This is a genomic window from Streptomyces sp. SDr-06, assembly GCF_003324565.1.
GTDB lineage: Bacteria > Actinomycetota > Actinomycetes > Streptomycetales > Streptomycetaceae > Streptomyces.
Window position 1 is genome coordinate 79,385 of record NZ_QOLA01000018.1, and the last position, 20,227, is coordinate 99,611.

The following is a 20,227-nucleotide window of genomic DNA, read 5'->3' on the forward strand; positions in this document are numbered from 1 at the left end:
ACGGATAGGGGACGACGAACGAACAACGCTGGAAGTCTATACGATAGAACGCATCACTATACGGAGTCGCGTTCCACCGGACAGCTCATGCAGCGCGGGCCTCCCCTCCCCCGCCCCAGCTCACTGCCCCGGATCTCGATCACCTCGATGCCCTCCTTGCGCAGATGCGTGTTGGTCGTGACGTTGCGCTCGTACGCGACGACCACCCCCGGCTCGACCGCGAGCACATTGCAGCCGTCGTCCCACTGCTCTCGCTCGGCGGAGTGCACGTCCTGGGTGGCGGTGAGCACCCGGATCCGGTCCAGGCCGAGCGCCGCGGCGATCGCGCGGTGCATGTGCTCCGGCGGATGGTCGGTGACCTTGAGCTCCTGCTCGCCCGCACCCGGCTCGATCGTGTACGAGCGGAGCATGCCCAGGCCCGCGTACTGGGTGAAGGTCTCCCCGTCGACCATCGTCATCACCGTGTCGAGATGCATGAACGCCCGCCGCTTCGGCATGTCGAGCGCCACGATGCTCCGCGCCGAACCCGCCGCGAACAGGCCCCGGGCCAGCATCTCCACGGCCTGCGGAGTGGTCCGCTCACTCATCCCGATCAGCACGGCGCCGTTCCCGATCACCAGGACGTCACCGCCCTCGATGGTGGAGGGATAGTCGCTCTGACCCCGCGACCAGAGGTTGAACGGGCCTGTCTGCGGCCCCGTGAACAGCGGATGGTGGCGGTAGATCGCCTCGAAGTGGACGGTCTCGCGCTGCCGGGCCGGCCAGCGCATCGCGTTGATCGAGACCCCGTCGTAGATCCAGGCCGAGGTGTCCCGGGTGAAGAGGTGGTTCGGCAGCGGACCCAGCAGGAAGTCGTCCAGATCCATCGCGTGGAAGCGCACCGACGTCGGCTCCGGATGCCCCTCCAGGAACTCCCGCTTGGTCATCCCGCCGACCAGCGCCTCCGCCAGCTCGGCGGCGGGCAGGTCCTCGAAGGCCGCCCGCAGGTGCCCCGTCGCGAGCGGCCCGTACTCCTTCTCGTCGAAGACCCGGTCAAGCACGAGCGCCCGGGCCTCGCGGATCTCCAGCGACTCGCGCAGCAGATCACCGAAGAGATGGACCTGGACCCCGCGGTCGCGGAGCACGTCCGCGAAACCGTCGTGCTCCTGTCTGGCCCGCCGCACCCACAGCACGTCGTCGAAGAGCAACGCGTCCTTGTTGCTGGGCGTGAGCCGCTTCAGCTCCAGATCTGGCCGGTGGAGTATGACGCGGCGCAGCCGCCCGGTCTCGGAATCGACATGGAATCCCATGCCCCCATCCTGTCCCCCGACAGCCCCGCTCACCCGGAGAACACAGCCGCCGCGTGGGCCGGTGGGCCGCCGCTGCGGCCCACCGGGACTCACAGCCTCGGGTCCACCGGCTCCGATTCGAGCGCCAGGACGGCGAAGACCGCCTCGTGGACCCGCCACAGCGGCTCACCGGCCGCGAGCCGCTCCAACGCCTCCAGGCCGAGCGCGTACTCCCGCAGCGCGAGCGACCGCTTGTGCCCCAGGAACCGCCCGCGCAGCCGCTCCAGGTGGTCCGGGCGCGTGTACTCGGGACCGTAGATGATCCGCAGGTACTCGCGCCCCCGCACCTTGATGCCGGGCTGCACCAGGCGCCCCCTGCCGTCCCGGGCCAGCGCCTGGAGCGGCTTGACGACCATGCCCTCGCCGCCCGCGGCGGTCAGCTCCAGCCACCAGTCGACACCGACCCGCACCGACGCCTCGTCACCCGTGTCGACCACCAGACGCCGCGTCACCTGGAGCAGCCCCGTCGGGTCGTGCTCGACCAGCCGGTCGAGCCAGGCCAACTGCTCGTCGTGCGGCACCCCGGCCAGACTGCGCCCTCGCGCAGCCAGGATCTGGAACGGCGCGATCCGCACTCCGGCGAGCCCGTCCGTCGACCAGCAGTAGCGCCGGTAGGCCTCGGTGAACGCGGCCGCGTCGGTGGCCCGCTCCCGCTGCCGCTCCAGCAGCCCCGCCACCTCGACGCCCCGGCCCGAAGCCGCCTCCAGCGCCCCGACGGCGGCCGGCAGAGCGGACCCGGACGCGGCGCCCACCGCGGCGTACTGCGAACGCAGCAGCCCGGACGCCTTCAGCGACCACGGCATCAGCTCGGCGTCCAACAGGAGCCAGTCGGTGGCGAGTTCCTCCCACAGCCCGGCCGCCGTCACCGCCGACCGCAACCGCTCGAGCACCTCCTCGGTGACGGCCGCGTCATCGAAGAACGGCCGCCCGGTACGGGTGTGCAGCACCCCCGTCGGCCCCCGGACCCCGAACCGCTCGCGCGCCGCCTCCGCGTCACGGCAGACCAGCGCCACCGCCCGCGAGCCCATGTGCTTCTCCTCGCACACGACCCGCGCGACCCCGTCCTCGCGGTACTGCGCGAACGCCTGTGCCGGGTGCTCCAGGTAACCCTCCGCCGCGGACGTCGCGGTCGGCGCCATGGTCGGCGGCAGATAGGCGAGCAGCCGCGGGTCGACGGCGAACCGGCTCATCACCTCGAGCGCGGCCGCCGCGTTCTCCTCGCGGACCGCGACCCGGCCCATCAGCCGGGTCTCGACAATCCTGCGTCCGTGCACATCGGCGAGGTCGAGCGGACGCCCTTCCTGGCCGCCCGGCACCTCGGTCACCAGCGGCTTGGCCGGCTCGTACCAGACCCGCTCCGCGGGCACGTCGACCAGCTCACGCTCCGGCCAGCGCAGCGCGGTCATCCGGCCGCCGAACACCGCGCCGGTGTCCAGGCAGATGGTGTTGTTGACCCACGAGGTGTTCGGCACGGGGGTGTGGCCGTACACCACCGCCGCACGGCCGCGGTAGTCCTCCGCCCACGGGTAGCGCACCGGCAGCCCGAACTCGTCGGTCTCCCCCGTCGTGTCCCCGTACAGCGCGTGCGAGCGGACCCGGCCCGAGGTGCGCCCGTGGTACTTCTCGGGCAGGCCCGCGTGGCAGACGACCAGGTTGCCGCCGTCGAGCACGTAGTGGCTGACGAGCCCGTCGATGAACTCCCGCACCTGCTCCCTGAAGCTGTCGTCCTCCTTCTCCAACTGGCTGATGGTCTCGGCCAGTCCGTGCGTGTGCTGGACGTTGCGTCCCTTCAGGTAACGGCCGAGCTTGTTCTCGTGGTTCCCGGGCACGCACAGCGCGTTGCCTCCGGCGACCATGCTCATCACCCGGCGCAGCACACCGGGGCTGTCGGGCCCCCGGTCCACCAGGTCACCGACGAAGACCGCGGTACGGCCCCCCGGGTGGACGCCGTCGACGTAGCCGAGCTTGCGCAGCAGGGTCTCCAGCTCGGAGCGGCAGCCGTGGACGTCGCCGATGATGTCGAAGGGCCCGGTGAGGTGGGTGAGGTCGTTGTAGCGCCGCTCGGTGACGATCTCCACGCTCTCCACCTCGGCCACGCTGCGCAGCACGTGCACCTTGCGGAACCCCTCGCGCTCCAACCCGCGCAGCGAGCGCCGCAGTTCGCGACGGTGTCGGCCGATCACATGGCGGGGCATCCCGGCCCGGTCCGGGCGGCGCGCGTTCCGCTCGGCACAGACGTCCTCCGGCAGGTCGAGCACGATCGCGATCGGCAGCACGTCGTGCTCCCGAGCGATGCGGACGAGCTGCTTGCGGCTCTCCGGCTGCACGTTCGTGGCGTCGATCACGGTCCGCCGCCCCGCCGCCAGCCGCTTGCCGGTGATGTAGTGGAGCACGTCGAACGCGTCGCCGCTGGCGCTCTGGTCGTTCTCGTCGTCGGCCACCAGGCCCCGGCAGAAGTCCGAGGAGATCACCTCGGTCGGCCTGAAGTGGCGGCGGGCGAACGTGGACTTGCCCGATCCGGTCGCGCCGACGAGGACCACGAGGGACAGGTCGGTGACGGCGAGCGTCCGCCCGCCGTCCGGGGCGTGCGTGCTGGTCTCGGTGCTCATGCTGCCGTCGCCTCCTTCGGCGTCGTCGGGGATGCGTCCTGCGTGTCGGGCCGTGCGGTCGTGCCGGACGGCCGCGCCTGCCTGTCGGCGCCCTGCAGCGTGAACACCGCCAGCTGGGTGGGCGGGCCCACCTCCGGGTCGTCCGGGCCGACCGGGGCGAACCGCACGCCGTAGCCGTGGCGTTCGGCGACCGAAGCCGCCCACGCCCGGAACTCCGCCCGGCTCCATTCGAACCGGTGGTCCCCGTGGCGCACGTGCCCGGCCGGAAGCGACTCCCAGCGGACGTTGTACTCCACATTCGGCGTCGTCACGATCACCGTGCCGGGCCGCGCCGACCCGAACACGGCGTACTCCAGCGCCGGCAGCCTGGGCAGGTCCAGGTGCTCGATCACCTCACTGAGCACCGCCGCGTCGTACCCCTTGAGCCTCTTGTCCGTGTACGCGAGAGAACCCTGGAGCAGCGTCACACGCGCCGCCTGACGCTCCGTCATGCGCTCCAGGCGCAGCCGCCGGGACGCGACCGTCAGCGCGCGCATCGAGACGTCCACCCCCACGATCTCGGTGAACCGCACGTCCTTGAGGAGCGCCTGCACCAACTGCCCCTGGCCACAGCCGAGGTCGAGCACACGCTGGGCCCCGGCCGCCACCAGCTCCGCGAGGATCGCGAGCCGCCGCTGCTCGGCGAGCGGCACCGGCCGGTCGGAGGTGTCGCTGGTCTCGTCGACGGCGTTGTCGACCTCCTCGACGTCGAGCCCCTCCGTCTCGGCGAGACGGACCAGTTCGAGCCGCTCCATCGCCTGGCGGGCCAGACCCCGGCGCCGCGACAGATACCGGCTGGTGATCAGCTGCTGCTCGGGATGGTCGGCCAGCCAGCCGTCCCCGGCCCGCAGCAGCTTGTCCACCTCGTCCGGGGCCACCCAGTAGTGCTTGGCGTCGTCGAGCACGGGCAGCAGCACATACAGCTGCCGCAGCGCGTCGGCCAGCCGCAGCTCCCCTTCGAGGACGAGCCGCACATAGCGCGAGTCGCCCCACTCGGGGAACCGCTCGTCCAGCACGACCGGCTCGGCGGCCACCGTGTCCCAGCCCAGCGGCCCGAACAGCCGGTGCACGAGCTCCACCCCGCCACGGGCGGGCAGCGCGGGCACCTCGATACGCAACGGCAGCGGCGCCGCCGCCCGCTCCGGCAGCACGGCGCACACCCCGCGCAGCGCGCTCTTGAAGACGGCGGACAGCGCGACGGACATCAGCGAAGAGGCCGCGTACGGGCGGTCGTTGACGTACTGCGCGAGCGCCGCGTCGGGAGCACCGCCCCGGCCCTTGCCCTGGCCGCGCCGGACCAGCGCGATCGGATCCACCTCCAGGAGCAGCGCGGCCGTGCAGCGCTCGGCGGTCGCCTCCGGGTAGAAGACGTGCGCCGTGCCGTGGGAGGCGGAGAAGCGCTGCGCCTTGTCGGGATGCTTGTGCAGCAGGAATCCGAGGTCGGTCGCGGGGCTTTCCAGGGTGCCGGTGGTGGTGACTGTCAGGAACACACCCCGAGTATCGCCGCGCCCTCTCCCCTCCCACCAGCGGTTTTCGCTACGCCGACCGCCCCCGCACCGCCGTCGCCAACTCGGCGATCCCCGACGGCCCGACCCGGCAGCACCCGCCGACGAGCCGCGCCCCGGCCGCCACCCAGTCCCCCACCCGCGCCGCGTCGAACGTCGAGCCGCCCGTCCAGCCGCGCCGCTTGGCATCCCACCGCTCGCCGCTGTTCGGGTAGACCACCACCGGCTTGCCCGTGACCGAGGCCGCCAGCGGCACAGCCCGGTCGGCATCGCCCGGCGTGCAGCAGTTCACCCCGACCGCGATCACCTGCTCGTGCCCCGCCACCAGACCGAACGCCGCGCCCAGATCCTGACCGGCCCGCGTGCGCCCGCCCTCCACGCTGTACGACAGCCACACCGGCACCCCGCACCCCTCGACGGCCCGCAGCAGCGCCTCCGCCTCGTCGGCGTCCGGCACGGTCTCCAGAGCCAGCACATCGGGCCCGGCTGCCACCAGCGCCTCGATCCGCGGCCGGTGGAACCGCTCCAACTCCCGCACGCTCAGCCCATAACGCCCCCGGTACTCACTGCCGTCGGCGAGGAAGGCACCGTAGGGGCCGATGGAGGCGGCCACCCACAGGTCGGGGGGCTGGGCGGGGGGCCGGGGGGCTCCCCCCTCCCCCCTCCCCCGCCCCACCCCTCCCCCCGAGCCCCCGCCCGGTTCCCCCACCACCCCAGCGTCAGCCGAGTCCACGTCGCCCTGCGCCAACTCGCCTGCCGCTCGCGCGAGTTGAATGCTGTCGGCCAGCAGGCGCGCGGCCTCGTCGTGGCTCAGGCCGCGGCGGGCGAAGCCCTCGAAGGTGGCCTGGTAGCTGGCCGTGGTCAGGACCTGGGCGCCCGCCCGTACATAGGCCGCGTGTGCGGCCTGGATCTGCCGCGGGGCATCGGCGAGCAGCCGGGCCGACCACAGCGCGTCGCTCAAGTCGAAGCCCTGTGCCTCCAGTTGGTTGGACAGGCCACCGTCGAGGACGACGGGACCCTGCGCGAGGGCCGCTGCGAGTGTCCGGGCGGGCCGCACGGTCAGGCTCCGTTCAGCTGCGGCAGCACCTGCGAGGAGATCAGTTCGAGGTGGTCGAGGTCGTCGAGGTCGAGCAGCTGGAGGTAGATGCGGGACGAGCCGGTCGCCTCGTACTTGCCGATCTTCTCGACGACTTCGGCGGGCGAGCCCGCGAGTCCGTTGGCCTTGAGTTCCTCCACCTCCCGTCCGATGGCGGCGGCCCGGCGGGCCACCTGTGCGTCGTCCTTGCCCACGCAGACCACCAGCGCGTTGGAGTACACGAGGTCGTCCGCCCTGCGTCCGGCGGCCTCCGCGGCCGCCTTCACCCTGGTGAACTGCCGCTCGCTGTCCTCGATGGAGGCGAACGGGATGTTGAACTCGTCGGCGTACTGCGCGGCGAGCCGTGGCGTGCGGGTCGCCCCGTGGCCGCCGATCAGGACGGGCACCTTGGCCTGCGCGGGCTTGGGCAGCGCGGGTGAGTCGCTGAGCTGGTAGTAGGTGCCGTGGTAGTCGAAGGTCTGGCCCACTTCGGTGGCCCAGAGTCCGGTGACGATGGCCAGCTGCTCCTCCAGCCTGGCGAATTTCTCCTTGGGGAAGGGGATGCCGTACGCCTTGTGCTCGTCCTCGAACCACCCTGCTCCCAGGCCGAGTTCGACCCGGCCTCCCGACATCTGGTCGACCTGGGCGACCTGGATGGCGAGGACGCCCGGCAGCCGGAAGGTGCCGGCCGTCATCAGCGTGCCGAGCCGGATGCGCCGGGTCTCGCGGGCGAGCCCGGCCAGGGTGATCCAGGCGTCGGTCGGCCCCGGGAGCCCGTCGGCGGATCCCATCCGGAGATAGTGGTCGGAGCGGAAGAAGGCGTCGAAGCCGAGGTCTTCGGTGGCCTTGGCGACGGTCAGGAGGGTGTCGTAGCCCGCGCCCTGCTGGGGCTCGGTGAAGATGCGAAGATCCATGCCTCCATCCTGCACCGTTGGACCGCCGTCAACCCCGCCTCCACCACGCGCCGCACCACAGCCCGGTCGGGTGAATATTCGCCGATCTCGCGGGTCGCGCCCCCTCTGACCAGTGACGTTGGCGTCGAACGTTCGTTGGCTCGGGCGGAGCCGGACCGCCCGGCCCGCGAGTCGGCGGCCCTGTCCGGTGCGTCGACCGATTCTCCGCCCTGTCCGCCGCGCGGGAGGGCTTGGGCCGAGGAGGCCGCCATGTCCCAGGAAGCCGTGCCCGAACAGAGCGTGCCGCAGCAGTCGGCGCCGCAGTCCGCCGCCCAGCGGGAGGGTGCGCCGAAGGGGCTGTTGCAGCAGATGGAGGAGCTGATGGCGGCGCTGAGTGCCGATCTGACGCAGCTCGACGCGGATCTGCAGTCCACCGCCGACCGCGCGCCGTCCCCGGGCGAGGCGCGGCAGACGTCCGGCCATGAGGAGCGCGAGCAGCGCGAGAGGCGCTAGCGGGAGGGGTGACGGTGGTGGCGGGGGGCCCGGGGGTGGGCCGCCGGTCCGGGGCTCCGTCTCCACCGTGGCCGGGCGGTTCGTACGCCCCTTGCTTCCTCCGTTCACCGAGGTCCTTTGACGCGTGGGGGCGTCGGCGGCCGCGGCTGCTCCGGCCGCCCGTGTCATGGCGGGCCCGTCGTCGAGTCGCGGAGCTCCGCGGCCGATCTCTCCCGGTCCCGTAAGGCGAGCCGGCGCAGTATTCCGCGGACTCGGTCGCCCGATTCGTCGGCGGCGTCGATGGCCTCGATGCACTGCCAGTACAGGCCCTCCTCGTCGGTGGCGCAGGCGACGGAGACAAGGGCCATGGAGACGTCGCCGAGCAGGGCGCCGAGGGCCGTCAACGCGCTTGCGGGGTCGGTGACTTCGGACAGCTGGGCGGCCCGGATGCCGTCGCGCCGCATTCCGGAGTGGTCGAGGACGGCGCAGCCCCGGCCTCCTGCTTCACTGAGGCCGCGTGCCTCGCTCCGCAGTTCCGGCGGGCCGGTGGCCGCGAGGTGGCCGCCGATGGCCTGGGCGAGGGCTTGTGCCTGCCAGGCCTCGGCGACGATGTCGAGCACGGCCCGGGCTTGGGCCAGGGCGTGTTGGCTGACTTTGAGGAGCCGTACCGCATCCATCCGATATCCCCGTTCGTGCGACGGACCCGTGCTTCGCTTCCACTACCTAGCGTGAGCGTGCGGGGCTCGGAAAGCCAGAGGAAATCGGAAATCTGTGCACAGCAAGTCGATTGTGAGTATCTCGGTCACTCGGATGAGTGACTCTCCGTGTCCGTCGGCGAGTTGTGCGAGTGCTTGGGCGGCTTCGGGGCGGGAAAGCGGAGTTCGTTGCGGTCGATCTTGGCGGCGAGGGCCGCGAGGGCGTCGATGCCGAGGACGTCGCAGAGCTGGAGCAGATAGGCGAGGACGTCGGCGACCTCGTCGGTGACGCGGTGGGCCTGGTCGGGGTCGCTCATGACGCGGGCCGACTGCTCGGGGGTCAGCCACTGGAAGATTTCGAGGAGTTCGGAGGCTTCGACGCTGAGGGCGGCGGCGAGGTTCTTCGGCGTGTGGAAGGGCTGCCAGTCGCGGGCGGCGGCGAAGTCGGCGAGCCTGCGCTGCAGGGCCGGTACGTCGAGTCGGTTCACGCGCCCAGGTCTACCACCGTCGCTCCGTGGTCTTGGCGGGCGCCCGCGCCGTCGCCGACGGCGGCGAGCAGCCTGATGTGGCCGCGGGCGCACATCTCGGCGGCCAGGGCGATGAGTTCGCGGCTCTGGCGGGGGTCGAGGGCGCGGTCGAGTCCGTCGGCGAGGACGGTGAGGGTCTGCATGGCCGGGGGCACCTCGGCGACGGTGTCGACGGCGAGGACGCCGGGTCCGGTGAGGAGCACGAGGGCGAGGGCGAGGTAGCGCAGTTCGCCTTCGCCGAGGCGGCCGACGGGGGTGCCGCCGCGGGTGCCGCCGCGGGCGAGGACGGCTCGTAAGGTGCCGTCGGCGAGTTCTTCGGTGGTGAGGCCGGTGACGGGGCCCGTGCAGCCGGCGCGGGCGGCGGCGACGAGGCGGCCGTGGCGGATGCCGCATTCGGTGCGGGTGCGGCGGAGGACTTCGGCGAGGTTGTCGCAGTCGCGCCGCAGCCGGCCGCCGCCGCTCGCCCGGGTGGGGGTGACGGGTTCGCGCATGCGCTGGGGCTGGGGGTCGCAGGGGAACACCGAGCGCAGGGCGACGACGACTTGTTCGGCGGCGGCCAGGACGCGCACTTGCCCCGGTGTCTTGCCCGCGACGCGCAGGGGCAGCAGCGCGGTGCCGAGGCGGTCGTCGGGGAGTGGGGCGCGCGTGACGGGGACCGCGCCGGCGGTGTGCCAGGCCGCCTGGACGGTGGAGCGGCTCGGGTCACGCAGGGCGGTGCTGAGGAGGGTCTGGCCTTCGCTGGTCAGACGCTCGCCGACGACGCGGAGTTCCGGTTCGGCCTGGACGGCTAGATCGAGGCGGACGGGGCCGGCGGGCCCGTCGACGGTGCAGCCGATGCGGAAGCCGCGGCGGCCCTGGGCGTCGGCGCCGGCGCGTTCGGGCACGCAGCTCGCGGGGTCGGGGAACACGCTGGCCAGGGGCGCGCCCGAGCCGAGTCTGGCGAGGGCTTCGAATGCTTCGAGGACGCTCGTCTTGCCGCTGCCGCTCGGCCCGGTGATCAGGGTGAGCGGGCCGAGCGGGATGGCCGCGCCGCGGTGGGTGCGGAAGGCGGAGAGCCGCAGTTCGGTGACGGTGGGGCGATCGGGGTGGTCGGTTCGGTCGCTGGTGGTGGTCGCGGTGGTCATGGCTGGGACCGTACGCAGCCGCAAACTGACGAACCGTTCCGCCGCGTTGACCTTCCTACTAATGAGGGACGGCTCAGCGCTGCGGGACGGTCCTGGGCGGGGCGGGTGGTGCGAGGGGCTGGGGTCAGGGGTGCGGGACGGCCGCCGCGGCGATGCCTTCCACTTCGGTGCCGGCCGGGGCGAGCAGGAAGACGTTGCGGTCGACGCGGTGCATGCCGCTGCCGAGGCCGAAGACGACGCCGGTGCTGAAGTCGAGGATCCGCTTGGCCACTTCGGGGTTGGCGCCGGTCAGGTCGAGGAGGACCGGGATCTGGGCGATGAGGTATTCGGCGACCTCGCGGGCGTCCGCGAAGATCTGCACCCTCAGGACGACGAAGCGCCGCTGTTCGACGGTCGCGTAGTCGCCGGGAATGGTCTGGTGGTCGACTCTGGACGGCCATTCGTTGCGACCGCGCAGCGGAACGACCTGGGCGAGCCCCTCCCACTGTTCGTCGGTGACGTCGTACCTGCTCACCGGACCACCTCGCCCACGTGCTGTATCTGCATCCGGCCATGATGACGCCGCTCACCCGTTCAGCCCAACTTCGACACGGCCGCGGGGGTGTCGGCTATGACTCATTTCCTTCGCGGCGCCGGGCGTCGGGCGGGCGGGCCGGGGCGTGTTCAGGCGCAGGAGGGGCAGAGTCCGCGGTAGGTGATCTCGGCGCGGGACAGGGTGAAGCCGAACCGTTCTTCCGCCGGCAGGTCGGCGAGCGGGTCGCCGGTGGGGTGGACGTCGCGGATGGTGCCGCAGCGGGAGCAGACGAGGTGCTGGTGCGGCCGGTGCGCGTGGGGGTCGTAGCGCTTGGCGCGGCCGTCGGTGGAGACCTCCATGACCTCGCCGAGCGAGACCAGCTCGCCGAGCGTGTTGTAGACGGTCGCCCGGGAGATCTCGGGCAGCAGTCTGGCGGCGCGGACGTGGACCTCGTCGGCGGTCAGGTGGACGTGGTCGCCGCCGTCCAGGACCTCCGCCACGACGCGCCGCTGGGACGTCATCCGCCAGCCACGCCCTCGCAGCCGTTCGAGCAGGTCACTCATACCGGTTCACCTGTCCACGCTTCGGGTTCGACGGGTCGCGCGGCGGGTCCGCCAGGGGCCGGCGCGCGATCCGAGGGGATATGGATTTGGTGTACTTCTTGACTTGGATTTGGTCCATCGTAGGATCGATATCGGCGTTAGCCTAGGGACAGGAAGAACTCCGAACCCACCCGCAACAAGACTCCGACCCATCCGGGAGACAGAGACGTCATGGGGGATCGCCGCCGCGAAGACGCGGGGTGCCGGCCCGCGGGTGCGTGCCGTCGCCCGCGTCGCAGTGGTGGAGACCGCCCGGGCGGGCGACCGCCCCGCCATCACCGCTGCGCCTTCCGGGGTGCGTGAGCGTGTGGGCCGTATCGTCCTGCCAAGTCGTGTACGCGGCCCGCTACTTGTCCACCCCGTCCCGTGCGGCCCGTGGTGTGGCGTGGCGCGTCGCGACCGGCCCTCGCGGCGGGGGCCCCGACCCGGCCCCGCCGCCCCCGGTCCCGGCTTCGCGATCGTAACGAGGTCGAGGCCGTCCGCCGGAGCCCGCGCCCCGGCCGTTCCACCGCCCGCAGTTCCTGAGCACTGTGATCCACCGAGCCGAGAAGGATTGCCATGTCCGAGAACCCCGATGCAATCGTCACCGACCCCAAGACGGAGGGCACAGGTGGCGGCTGCCCGGTCGCGCACGAGCGCGCCCCGCACCCGACGCAGGGCGGCGGAAACCGCCAGTGGTGGCCGGAGCGGCTCAATCTGAAGATCCTCGCCAAGAACCCGGCCGTGGCCAACCCGCTCGGTGAGGAGTTCGACTACGCCGAGGCGTTCAAGGCCCTCGACCTGCCGGCCGTGAAGCGGGACATCGCGGAGGTGCTCACGACCTCGCAGGACTGGTGGCCGGCCGACTTCGGCAACTACGGCCCGCTGATGATCCGGATGGCGTGGCACAGCGCGGGCACGTACCGCATCAGCGACGGGCGCGGCGGCGCCGGCGCCGGTCAGCAGCGCTTCGCGCCCCTCAACAGCTGGCCGGACAACGTGAGCCTCGACAAGGCCCGCCGTCTGCTGTGGCCGGTGAAGAAGAAGTACGGCAAGAGCATCTCGTGGGCCGACCTCATGGTGCTCACCGGCAACGTCGCCCTGGAGACGATGGGCTTCAAGACGTTCGGCTTCGGCGGCGGCCGCGCCGATGTGTGGGAGCCCGACGAGGACGTGTACTGGGGCCCCGAGACCAACTGGCTCGACGACGAGCGCTACACCGGCGACCGCGAGCTGGAGAACCCGCTCGGCGCGGTCCAGATGGGTCTCATCTACGTCAACCCGGAGGGCCCCAACGGCAACCCGGACCCGATCGCGGCCGCGCGGGACATCCGCGAGACGTTCCGCCGGATGGCGATGAACGACGAGGAGACCGTCGCACTGATCGCGGGCGGCCACACCTTCGGCAAGACGCACGGCGCGGGCCCCTCGGAGGCGGTCGGCAACGACCCCGAGGCCGCGTCGCTGGAGCAGCAGGGCCTCGGCTGGAAGAACAGCCACGGCACCGGTGTGGGCCCCGACGCGATCACCAGCGGTCTGGAGGGCATCTGGACGAACACGCCGACCGCCTGGGACAACAGCTTCTTCGAGATCCTCTTCGGCTACGAGTGGGAGCTGTTCAAGAGCCCCGCGGGCGCCCACCAGTGGCGGCCGAAGGGCGGCGCGGGCGCGGGCACCGTGCCGGACGCGTTCGACGCGTCGAAGTCGCACGCGCCGACGATGCTGACGACCGACCTCTCGCTCCGCTTCGACCCGGCCTACGAGCAGATCTCGCGCCGCTTCCTGGAGAACCCGGAGGCGTTCGCGGACGCCTTCGCCCGCGCCTGGTTCAAGCTGACCCACCGCGACATGGGCCCGGTCGTGCGCTACCTCGGCCCGGAGGTGCCCTCCGAGGAGCTGCTGTGGCAGGACCCGCTGCCCACCCGCACCTACGAGCTCGTCGACGCGCAGGACATCGCGTCCCTCAAGGAGCAGGTCCTCGCGTCGGGCCTCACGGTGTCGCAGCTCGTGTCGACAGCGTGGGCGTCCGCCTCGTCGTTCCGCGGCAGTGACAAGCGCGGCGGCGCCAACGGCGCGCGCATCCGGCTCCAGCCCCAGATCGGCTGGGAGGTCAACGAGCCCGACGAGCTGGCGACGGTCCTGCGCACCCTCGAAGGCGTCCGTACGTCCTTCAACTCGGCGCAGACCGGCGGCAAGCAGATCTCGCTGGCCGACCTGATCGTGCTGGCCGGCGCCGCGGCCGTCGAGAAGGCCGCCCAGGACGCCGGCACCCCCGTCGAGGTCCCGTTCACGCCGGGCCGGATGGACGCCTCGCAGGAGCAGACGGACGTGGAGTCGTTCGCCGCGCTCGAGCCGACGGCCGACGGCTTCCGCAACTACCTGGGCAAGGGCAACCGGCTCCCGGCCGAGTACCTGCTGCTCGACAAGGCGAACCTGCTGACGCTGAGCGCCCCCGAGATGACGGTCCTCGTCGGCGGTCTGCGCGTGCTGGGCGCGAACTACCAGCAGTCCTCGTTCGGCGTCCTCACCGACCGCCCGGGCACGCTGACCAACGACTTCTTCGTCAACCTGCTCGACATGGGCACGACGTGGAAGGCGACGTCGGCGGACGAGAGCACCTTCGAGGGCCGCGACAGCGCCTCGGGCGCGGTCCGCTGGACCGGCACCCGCGCCGACCTGGTCTTCGGGTCCAACTCGGAGCTGCGCGCGGTCTCCGAGGTGTACGCGAGCGACGACGCGAAGGAGAAGTTCGTGCGCGACTTCGTCGCGGCGTGGGACAAGGTCATGAACCTGGACCGGTTCGACCTCGTCTGACCGTCGCCCCGGGCCGGCCGCTCCAGGCCGGCCCGGGCCACCGCGCGGGGAGCGCCGACGCGGCGCTCGTCCCAACCAGGGGGCAGCTCAAGGGAGTTGCCCCCTTCGCGTGGGGCGAGGCTCTCAGCGCTCGGCGGCCGGGGCGGTCCGGTAGGGCGCCGCGGCATGCTGGGCGGCGTACAGGAGGGCGGGCTTCAGCTTGGGCCAGAAGTAGCCGTCCTGACAGGAGTACGGCGGGGTGAACCCGTCGCAGCCCCGGCCGTCGCTGTCGCCGACCTCGATGGTGAAGCTGGCCAGGCCCAGCTTGTCGAAGGTCCAGTCGTCGGTGCCGCCGGACGCGTCGTACAGGATCTCTCCGGCCTGCCCCGACTGATAGCCGGTCATCGCACCCATCCGGTCCGCCAGGGCGCGCAGCGCGGCGTCGTTCCCGGTGTGCACGGTGTGGTCGAACTCCCAGGGCAGCAGCACCATGCTCGCGTCGCTGTGGAGGCTGATCATCATGCCCCGGGCGTCGGCGGGCGCGGGGTCGCCGTTCCCGGTGCCGGTGCGTACCGCCGGGTACAGCTGCCGGAAGAGGCCTTCCAGGGCGGAGTTCTCCGGCTCGGAGTCGGCGGAAGGGCCGAGGTACTGCTCGGCGCACGGCTGCCGCGAGGTGCCGAGGCCGCCCCAGTGCGTACCGGCGTTGCGGTTGAGGTCGACGCCGATGCGGCCGCTCCAGCCGCAGGAGGCGCCGTGGGAGTTGTCGGCGTTCTTGCGCTGGAGGACGGGGTTGTCGCCGCCCGAGGCCACGATGTCGACGCCGTCGGGGTTGGCGATCGGCACGACCCACATCTCCGTCGTGTCCATGAGCCGGGTGATGTCGGGGTCCTTGCCGTACTGCGAGGTCAGCTCGTCGATCCACCGCCAGGTGACCTCGCCGGTGGTGATCTCGCGGGCGTGGATCTGGCTCATCAGGAAGAAGCGGGGCTTGGTGGAGTTCGGATTCAGGGCGCAGTCGCCCTGCCGCAGCTTGGTGACGCAGATGGCCTTGAGGTCCCGCCCGCTCGCTCCGTTCTTCTTCCGCCAGGACTGCCCGTACGTCATGACGGTGGCCAAGTCGGGGTGCTGGGCGGCGACTTGGGTGAGGTGGGCGTAGTGCCCGTCGACCGTGTGGTAGCCCCCGTAGTAGGTGGCGCCGGCGGAGGGGCTTACGGCGTCGGGCACCGGGCGGGGCTGGGCCCCCACGGCCACCGGGCTGAACCCGAGGCTCCGCAGCGACGCGGCGGTCGCCGCATCACCCAGCACGAACAGGTCGTTGCCCTGTCGTCGCTCCAGCAGGTCGTACCCGGCGGAGACGAGGGTCTGCGCGTCCGCGGCGTGCCGGATCGGCACCCGGTAGGTGACGAGCGGGCCGGGGGCGGTGGCACGCGGGCCGGGGGTGTCGGCCGTGGCGACGGGGGACGGGGGAAGAGCGGCGGCGGCCAGGACGAGAGCTCCGGCGGCCACGAGCGCGAGACGTCTGCGGGACATGAGCGGGCCTTCCGTGGGGGGCGGGCGCGCGGGGCCGATGAGCCGACCCGGCGGACCTCGCGCACACGCCGCGAGCCGACGCCGTGCTCCGTGGCCTCGTTCGTGCGGAGTGGGGCGGTCCTTGTGCAGGGAGGCCGTGCGGCTCGCGACGGTGGCTCGCGCCTGGGCAGCGGCGGAGGCTTCTCCGGGGTGCGGGGGTCGTACTGGGGGACTCAGCCGATGCGGACAGACGGGTCGGATCGCATGGTGGCATGCACACGCCATTGACGGGAAGAGGGGGTGCGTCACCCAGGCGCCCTCCTCCCGGAGGAACGACGCAGGTCAGGAGGGAGGCGTGGGGTCACGGCACGGGGCGAATTCCGGTCGATGCGTGGGTGGTTGCTCTGGTACGGGGACGGGGGCGAGGGGGTTGCGGGCCGATGGGGGTGCCGTTCAGCGGCGTAATGGGACGGGGAAGGCGACGGCCGCGCCCTCAACTTCTCGCCAGGTCGGGCGTGTTGAGCGTCCCGATCAGGCGCCCGCCGGAGGGGCACGGCGCGCCCGTGGGCCCCGCGCGGCCCGATGCGCCGCCATGGCAGCCAGGGCTTGGCGGCCCCCGCTCCCCTGTCGACCATCGCCACTGGAAGTCCCTGGTGCTGGGCGCACGCGGAGCAGCACCCAAGAGCCCACATGCTCCCCTTGCGGCCGCGGCATACGGTGTTGCCCATGACGCAAAACGACCGCGACCTCGACAGTCTCGTACGCGGACGGATCCGTGCGCTGCGCCTGGCGCAGGGCTGGTCGCTCGATGAGCTGGCCGGGCGGGCCAAGCTCAGTCAGTCCACGCTCAGCCGCATCGAGAACGGGCAGCGGCGCCTCGCCCTGGACAGCCTCGTCACGCTCGCGCGCGCCCTGGACACGACGCTCGACCAGCTGGTGGAGACCGCCGAGGACGATGTCGTCTCCAGCCCGATCATCGACGCCTCCCGGGGGCAGCTGCGCTGGCCCATCAAGGCGGACCCCGGCATGACGGTCATCCGCCAGCGCATGACCGAGCCGCCGCCCGACAGCCCCTCCCGCCTGCGCGCGCACCCGGGCCGCGAATGGCTGGTCGTCCTCTCCGGCACCGCGGTGCTGCTGCTCGGCAACCGCCGCTTCCGTGTCGAGACCAACCAGGCCGCGGAGTTCCCGACGATGCTGCCGCACGCCATCGGCGCGGAGGGCGGGCCGTGCGAGGTTCTCGGCATCTTCGACCGCGATGCCCGCCGCGGCCACCAGCGCCCGGACGACGGCGGCGAGCAGCGCCGCTCCTGAGAGGCCGCTTCGTGTCGTGCACCCGGGGACGAGCACTGGGGACGACGGCGCCTCTGGAGGTCCTGACTTGCGCGTTCGGCAGCTCGGGCCGCCATCGCCTTGCGCATTCCGCAAAGGGTGATGCCGAGCGCGCAAGGCGCGCCTAGCTTGGGCGTCATGACCAACGCATTCACGCAGGCAGCGCAGGACCACGGCCACGGACCGGGCACCGGAGGACATCCCCGCACCCACGCCCCCGAGCAGGAGGCCGACCAGCGCCGCAGCCCCGGGCAGGAGGCGGCGACCGACGGGCACCACCACGGTGATGTACCTGGCAACGAGACCGACGCCCACAGCCAGGCGGAGATCCTCGACCTGGACGCGGAAGTGCTGGCCGAGCACACCGCCGCCATCATCGCGTCGCTGCCCCTCAAAGCCGCCCCGCGCCACATCGTGGACCTGGGGTGCGGCACCGGGACCGGCACCTTCGCGCTGCTGGCGCGCTTCCCCGAGGCCGAGGTGATCGCCGTCGACTCCTCGGCCGCCCATCTGCGGCGGCTGCGCGAGAAGGCCGGGGCGGCGGGCGTGGCCGACCGGGTGCGTACGGTCCACGCCGACCTCGACGGAGAGTGGCCCGAACTGGGCGCGCCCGACCTCGTGTGGGCGTCGGCCTCGCTGCACCACATGGCCGACCCCGGGCGCACCCTGCGCCTGGTGCGCGATCTCCTCGTACCGGGAGGGCTGTTCGCCGTCGTGGAGCTGGCAGGCTTCCCCCGTTTCCTGCCCGCCGACGCTCCCCAGGAGCGACCCGGCCTTGAGGAGCGCTGCCACGCCGCGAGCGCCCGCCACCATGCCGAACACGTGCCGCACCGCGGCGCGGACTGGGGCCCGCGACTGCGCACGGCCGGGTTCACCGTCGAGGAGGAACGCACGGTCGAGGTGGATCTGCCCGGCTCACACAGCGAGGCGATCGGCCGGTACGCCCTCCACAGCCTCCGGCGCCTGCGCGGCACCGTCGCCGGGACCCTGCCGCCCGAGGACATCACCGCCCTGGACCAACTCCTCGACGCCGAAGGTCCCCACAGCATTCTGCGCCGCGAGGACTTGGCCGTCCGCACGCAGCGTTCGGTGTGGGCCGCGCGGCGCGACTGAATCCGGCTCAGGCCACGGGACCGGGCGCGACCTCCATTCCGGCCTCGGACATCCGCAGCAAGCCTGCGTAATTGCGGCGGCTCGCCCTGAACTCCCGTGAGTGAAACCCGAGTTGCCGGGCTTTCCTCCCTCAATACCGCACTCCCCCACCACGGCCGAGCCGTAACAAGAAATTCACCTCCCGCGGTGTGACTGGCATCTCAAGCCCGGCCGTTGACCGTGGTGACCTGCGGGCATGCAGGGGATGCATCAGAGATGCGGGAGGGCGGTTTGCGGGGAGGGTGCCCGCTGTATGTAATTCCCTCGTTTACAGATTGCGTGCGACCAACGGCGCATGCTGCTTACAGGGGGATGGAATGTACGAGCAATTCCTGTCGGAAAAACTCGACAAGTTGAGACGTGACGGCCAGTACAGATCGTTCGTCGAAATCAATCGTCAGGCGAACGCGTACCCGAAGGCGATGCACCGCACCACCGACGGCCGCGACCAGCAGGTGACCGTCTGGTGCAGCAACGACTACCTGGGGATGTCGCAGCACCCCAAGGTCGTGGAGGCCATGCACCGGGCCATCGACGCGTACGGCGCCGGGTCCGGTGGTTCGCGGAACATCGGCGGAACGCACAGCCACTACGCCGCACTTGAGGCCTCGCTCGCCGAATGGCACGGGAAAGAGGCCGCTCTGGTCTTTCCCACGGGGTACAGCTCGAACGATGCGACGCTGCAGTGCCTTCTGCGCCTGCTGCCCGATCCCATCATTCTCTCGGACGAGCTGAACCACGCCTCGATCATCAACGGAATCTGCAGCACCAAGGCCGAGCGCCGGGTATTCCGTCACAACGACGTGGACCACCTGGAAGAGATCCTCGCCGCGCAGCCGCTGGATCGCCCGAAGATCGTCGTGTTCGAGTCCGTGTACTCGATGGACGGCGACGTCGCCCCCATCGAGCGGATCGTCAAGGTCGCGCACGAGTACAACGCGCTCACCTATCTCGACGAAGTGCACGCGATCGGAATGTACGGCCCGCGGGGCGCGGGCATCGCGGCGGACCTGAACGTCGATCATTTCGTCGACATCATCCAGGGCACGATGGCCAAGGGCATCGGTGTCATCGGCGGGTACATCGCCGGTTCGACCACCCTGGTCGACACGGTCCGCAGCTTCGCCTCGGGCTTCATCTTCACCACCTCCCTGCCGCCCGCCGTCGTGGCGGCCTGCCACGCGAGCGTGGAGCACCTGAAGACCTCCACCGCCGAGCGGGACGCGCTCCAGCGCAAGACCGCCCAGCTGCGCACGGCCCTGGAGGCGGCCGGGATCCAGGTGATGCCGCAGAGCACCACGCACGTCCTGCCGGTCCTGATCGGGAACTCCGAGCTGTGCAAGCGGTCGGCCGCCCGGCTGCTGGAGGTGCACGGCGTCTACCTTCAGCCGATCAACTCGCCGACCGTTCCGGCCGGGACCGAGCGGTTCCGCGTCAACGTCACGCCGAACCACTCCGACGAGGACATCGCCCACCTGGTCTCCGCCCTGGACGAGGTCTTCACCCACTTCGGCCTGCACGGGAGGACCGCGTGACGACAGCGGCCACCCCCGTCGTCCGCCAGGCCGAACCGGCGGACATCGACGAACTCGTCCGCCTGCGCGCCTACTTGCTGGACGGCGGGGACGACACCGATTCCGCGGCGCTCCCCTACACCGCGGCGACCCCGCAGGCACGCGAGGCCTGGCGGACCGGCTACCGGGCCTGGCTGGCCAAGGCGCTGCCCCACGACGCCGACGTGTGCGTGGCGGTCGCCCCCGGCCCGGGCCGCCTGCGGGCCTGCGCGATCGCCGTCATCGACCAGCGTCCGCCCTCGCCCGCGTACCCCAGCGGCCGGGTGGCGTGGATGCAGTCCCTCGTCACCGATCCGCGCGACCGGGGCCAGGGCCTCGCCACCACGGTGATCGACCACCTCTTCGACTGGGCGCTCACCCGCGGCGCGGACGTCGCCGTGATGCAGAGCGCGAGCGGCGCCGTGGACTTCCACCGCCGCGCGGGCTGGCTCCCCACCGGCGAGGGCCTCTACCACCAGCCGGTCACCACGAGTCGGAAGGGCTGA

17 protein-coding genes are annotated in these 20,227 nt (G+C 71.9%); 6 read left to right on the forward strand and 11 right to left on the reverse strand.

What is annotated here, in order from left to right; all coding sequences use genetic code 11:
• Positions 1–56: 56 nt before the first annotated feature.
• From DT019_RS28965 to DT019_RS28985, 5 genes are all read right to left on the reverse strand, one after another.
• Entirely contained in the window at positions 57–1,289 is a 1,233-nt protein-coding gene (locus DT019_RS28965; RefSeq protein ID WP_114039899.1) for an arginine deiminase, read from the reverse strand.
• A gap of 89 nt (positions 1,290–1,378) precedes the next feature.
• Positions 1,379–3,937: a polynucleotide kinase-phosphatase gene (locus DT019_RS28970; protein ID WP_114039900.1), complete on the reverse strand. Its 2,559-nt coding sequence runs from the start codon at positions 3,935–3,937 to the stop codon at positions 1,379–1,381.
• Positions 3,934–5,466, reverse strand: a complete 1,533-nt coding sequence (locus DT019_RS28975) for a 3' terminal RNA ribose 2'-O-methyltransferase Hen1 (RefSeq protein ID WP_114039901.1) — start codon at positions 5,464–5,466, stop codon at positions 3,934–3,936. Before DT019_RS28975 ends, DT019_RS28970 begins: the two co-directional genes overlap by 4 nt.
• 46 nt (positions 5,467–5,512) lie before the next feature.
• Positions 5,513–6,538: a homocysteine S-methyltransferase gene (gene mmuM / locus DT019_RS28980; protein ID WP_114039902.1), complete on the reverse strand. Its 1,026-nt coding sequence runs from the start codon at positions 6,536–6,538 to the stop codon at positions 5,513–5,515.
• 2 nt (positions 6,539–6,540) lie between these two features.
• The gene (locus DT019_RS28985; RefSeq protein WP_114039903.1) at positions 6,541–7,470 is read right to left on the reverse strand and encodes an LLM class F420-dependent oxidoreductase; all 930 of its coding nucleotides are present in this window, start codon (positions 7,468–7,470) and stop codon (positions 6,541–6,543) included.
• 249 nt (positions 7,471–7,719) lie between these two features.
• Here DT019_RS28985 and DT019_RS28990 point away from each other — a divergent pair, with 249 nt between their 5' ends.
• A complete protein-coding gene (locus DT019_RS28990) occupies positions 7,720–7,962 on the forward strand; it encodes a hypothetical protein (RefSeq protein ID WP_114039904.1) in 243 nt (80 codons plus the stop codon).
• Between the two features lie 164 nt (positions 7,963–8,126).
• On the opposite strand, the gene DT019_RS28995 is transcribed toward DT019_RS28990, so the two are convergent.
• The 5 genes from DT019_RS28995 to DT019_RS29015 form a co-directional block, all read right to left on the reverse strand.
• Complete coding sequence (locus DT019_RS28995; RefSeq protein ID WP_114039905.1) at positions 8,127–8,618, reverse strand: DUF6099 family protein; 492 nt, start codon at positions 8,616–8,618, stop codon at positions 8,127–8,129.
• A 125-nt stretch (positions 8,619–8,743) separates the two neighbouring features.
• Positions 8,744–9,124: a nucleotide pyrophosphohydrolase gene (locus DT019_RS29000; RefSeq protein ID WP_114039906.1), complete on the reverse strand. Its 381-nt coding sequence runs from the start codon at positions 9,122–9,124 to the stop codon at positions 8,744–8,746.
• Entirely contained in the window at positions 9,121–10,287 is a 1,167-nt protein-coding gene (locus DT019_RS29005; RefSeq protein WP_114039907.1) for an AAA family ATPase, read from the reverse strand. The genes DT019_RS29000 and DT019_RS29005 overlap by 4 nt, the downstream gene beginning before the upstream one ends.
• 124 nt (positions 10,288–10,411) lie before the next feature.
• Positions 10,412–10,801 (reverse strand): cell division protein SepF, encoded by a 390-nt coding sequence (locus DT019_RS29010; protein ID WP_114039908.1) that lies wholly within the window; start codon positions 10,799–10,801, stop codon positions 10,412–10,414.
• 149 nt (positions 10,802–10,950) lie between these two features.
• On the reverse strand, positions 10,951–11,364 hold the full coding sequence (locus tag DT019_RS29015) for a Fur family transcriptional regulator (RefSeq protein WP_114039909.1): 414 nt from the start codon (positions 11,362–11,364) through the stop codon (positions 10,951–10,953).
• Between the two features lie 597 nt (positions 11,365–11,961).
• Between DT019_RS29015 and katG the strand changes: the two genes are divergently transcribed.
• Positions 11,962–14,196, forward strand: a complete 2,235-nt coding sequence (gene katG, locus DT019_RS29020; protein WP_114039910.1) for a catalase/peroxidase HPI — start codon at positions 11,962–11,964, stop codon at positions 14,194–14,196.
• 123 nt (positions 14,197–14,319) lie between these two features.
• Here katG and DT019_RS29025 read toward each other — a convergent pair whose 3' ends face one another.
• A complete protein-coding gene (locus DT019_RS29025; RefSeq protein ID WP_114039911.1) occupies positions 14,320–15,705 on the reverse strand; it encodes a M14 family zinc carboxypeptidase in 1,386 nt (461 codons plus the stop codon).
• Positions 15,706–16,410: 705 nt separating this feature from the next.
• Here DT019_RS29025 and DT019_RS29030 point away from each other — a divergent pair.
• The 4 genes from DT019_RS29030 to DT019_RS29045 all read left to right on the forward strand — a co-directional run bounded on the left by DT019_RS29030 (position 16,411) and on the right by DT019_RS29045 (position 20,227).
• Complete coding sequence (locus DT019_RS29030) at positions 16,411–16,998, forward strand: helix-turn-helix domain-containing protein (protein ID WP_114039912.1); 588 nt, start codon at positions 16,411–16,413, stop codon at positions 16,996–16,998.
• 156 nt (positions 16,999–17,154) lie between these two features.
• Entirely contained in the window at positions 17,155–18,129 is a 975-nt protein-coding gene (locus DT019_RS29035) for a class I SAM-dependent methyltransferase (protein WP_114039913.1), read from the forward strand.
• A 356-nt stretch (positions 18,130–18,485) separates the two neighbouring features.
• Positions 18,486–19,703: a 5-aminolevulinate synthase gene (gene hemA, locus DT019_RS29040; RefSeq protein WP_114039914.1), complete on the forward strand. Its 1,218-nt coding sequence runs from the start codon at positions 18,486–18,488 to the stop codon at positions 19,701–19,703.
• Entirely contained in the window at positions 19,700–20,227 is a 528-nt protein-coding gene (locus tag DT019_RS29045) for a GNAT family N-acetyltransferase (RefSeq protein WP_114039915.1), read from the forward strand. Before hemA ends, DT019_RS29045 begins: the two co-directional genes overlap by 4 nt.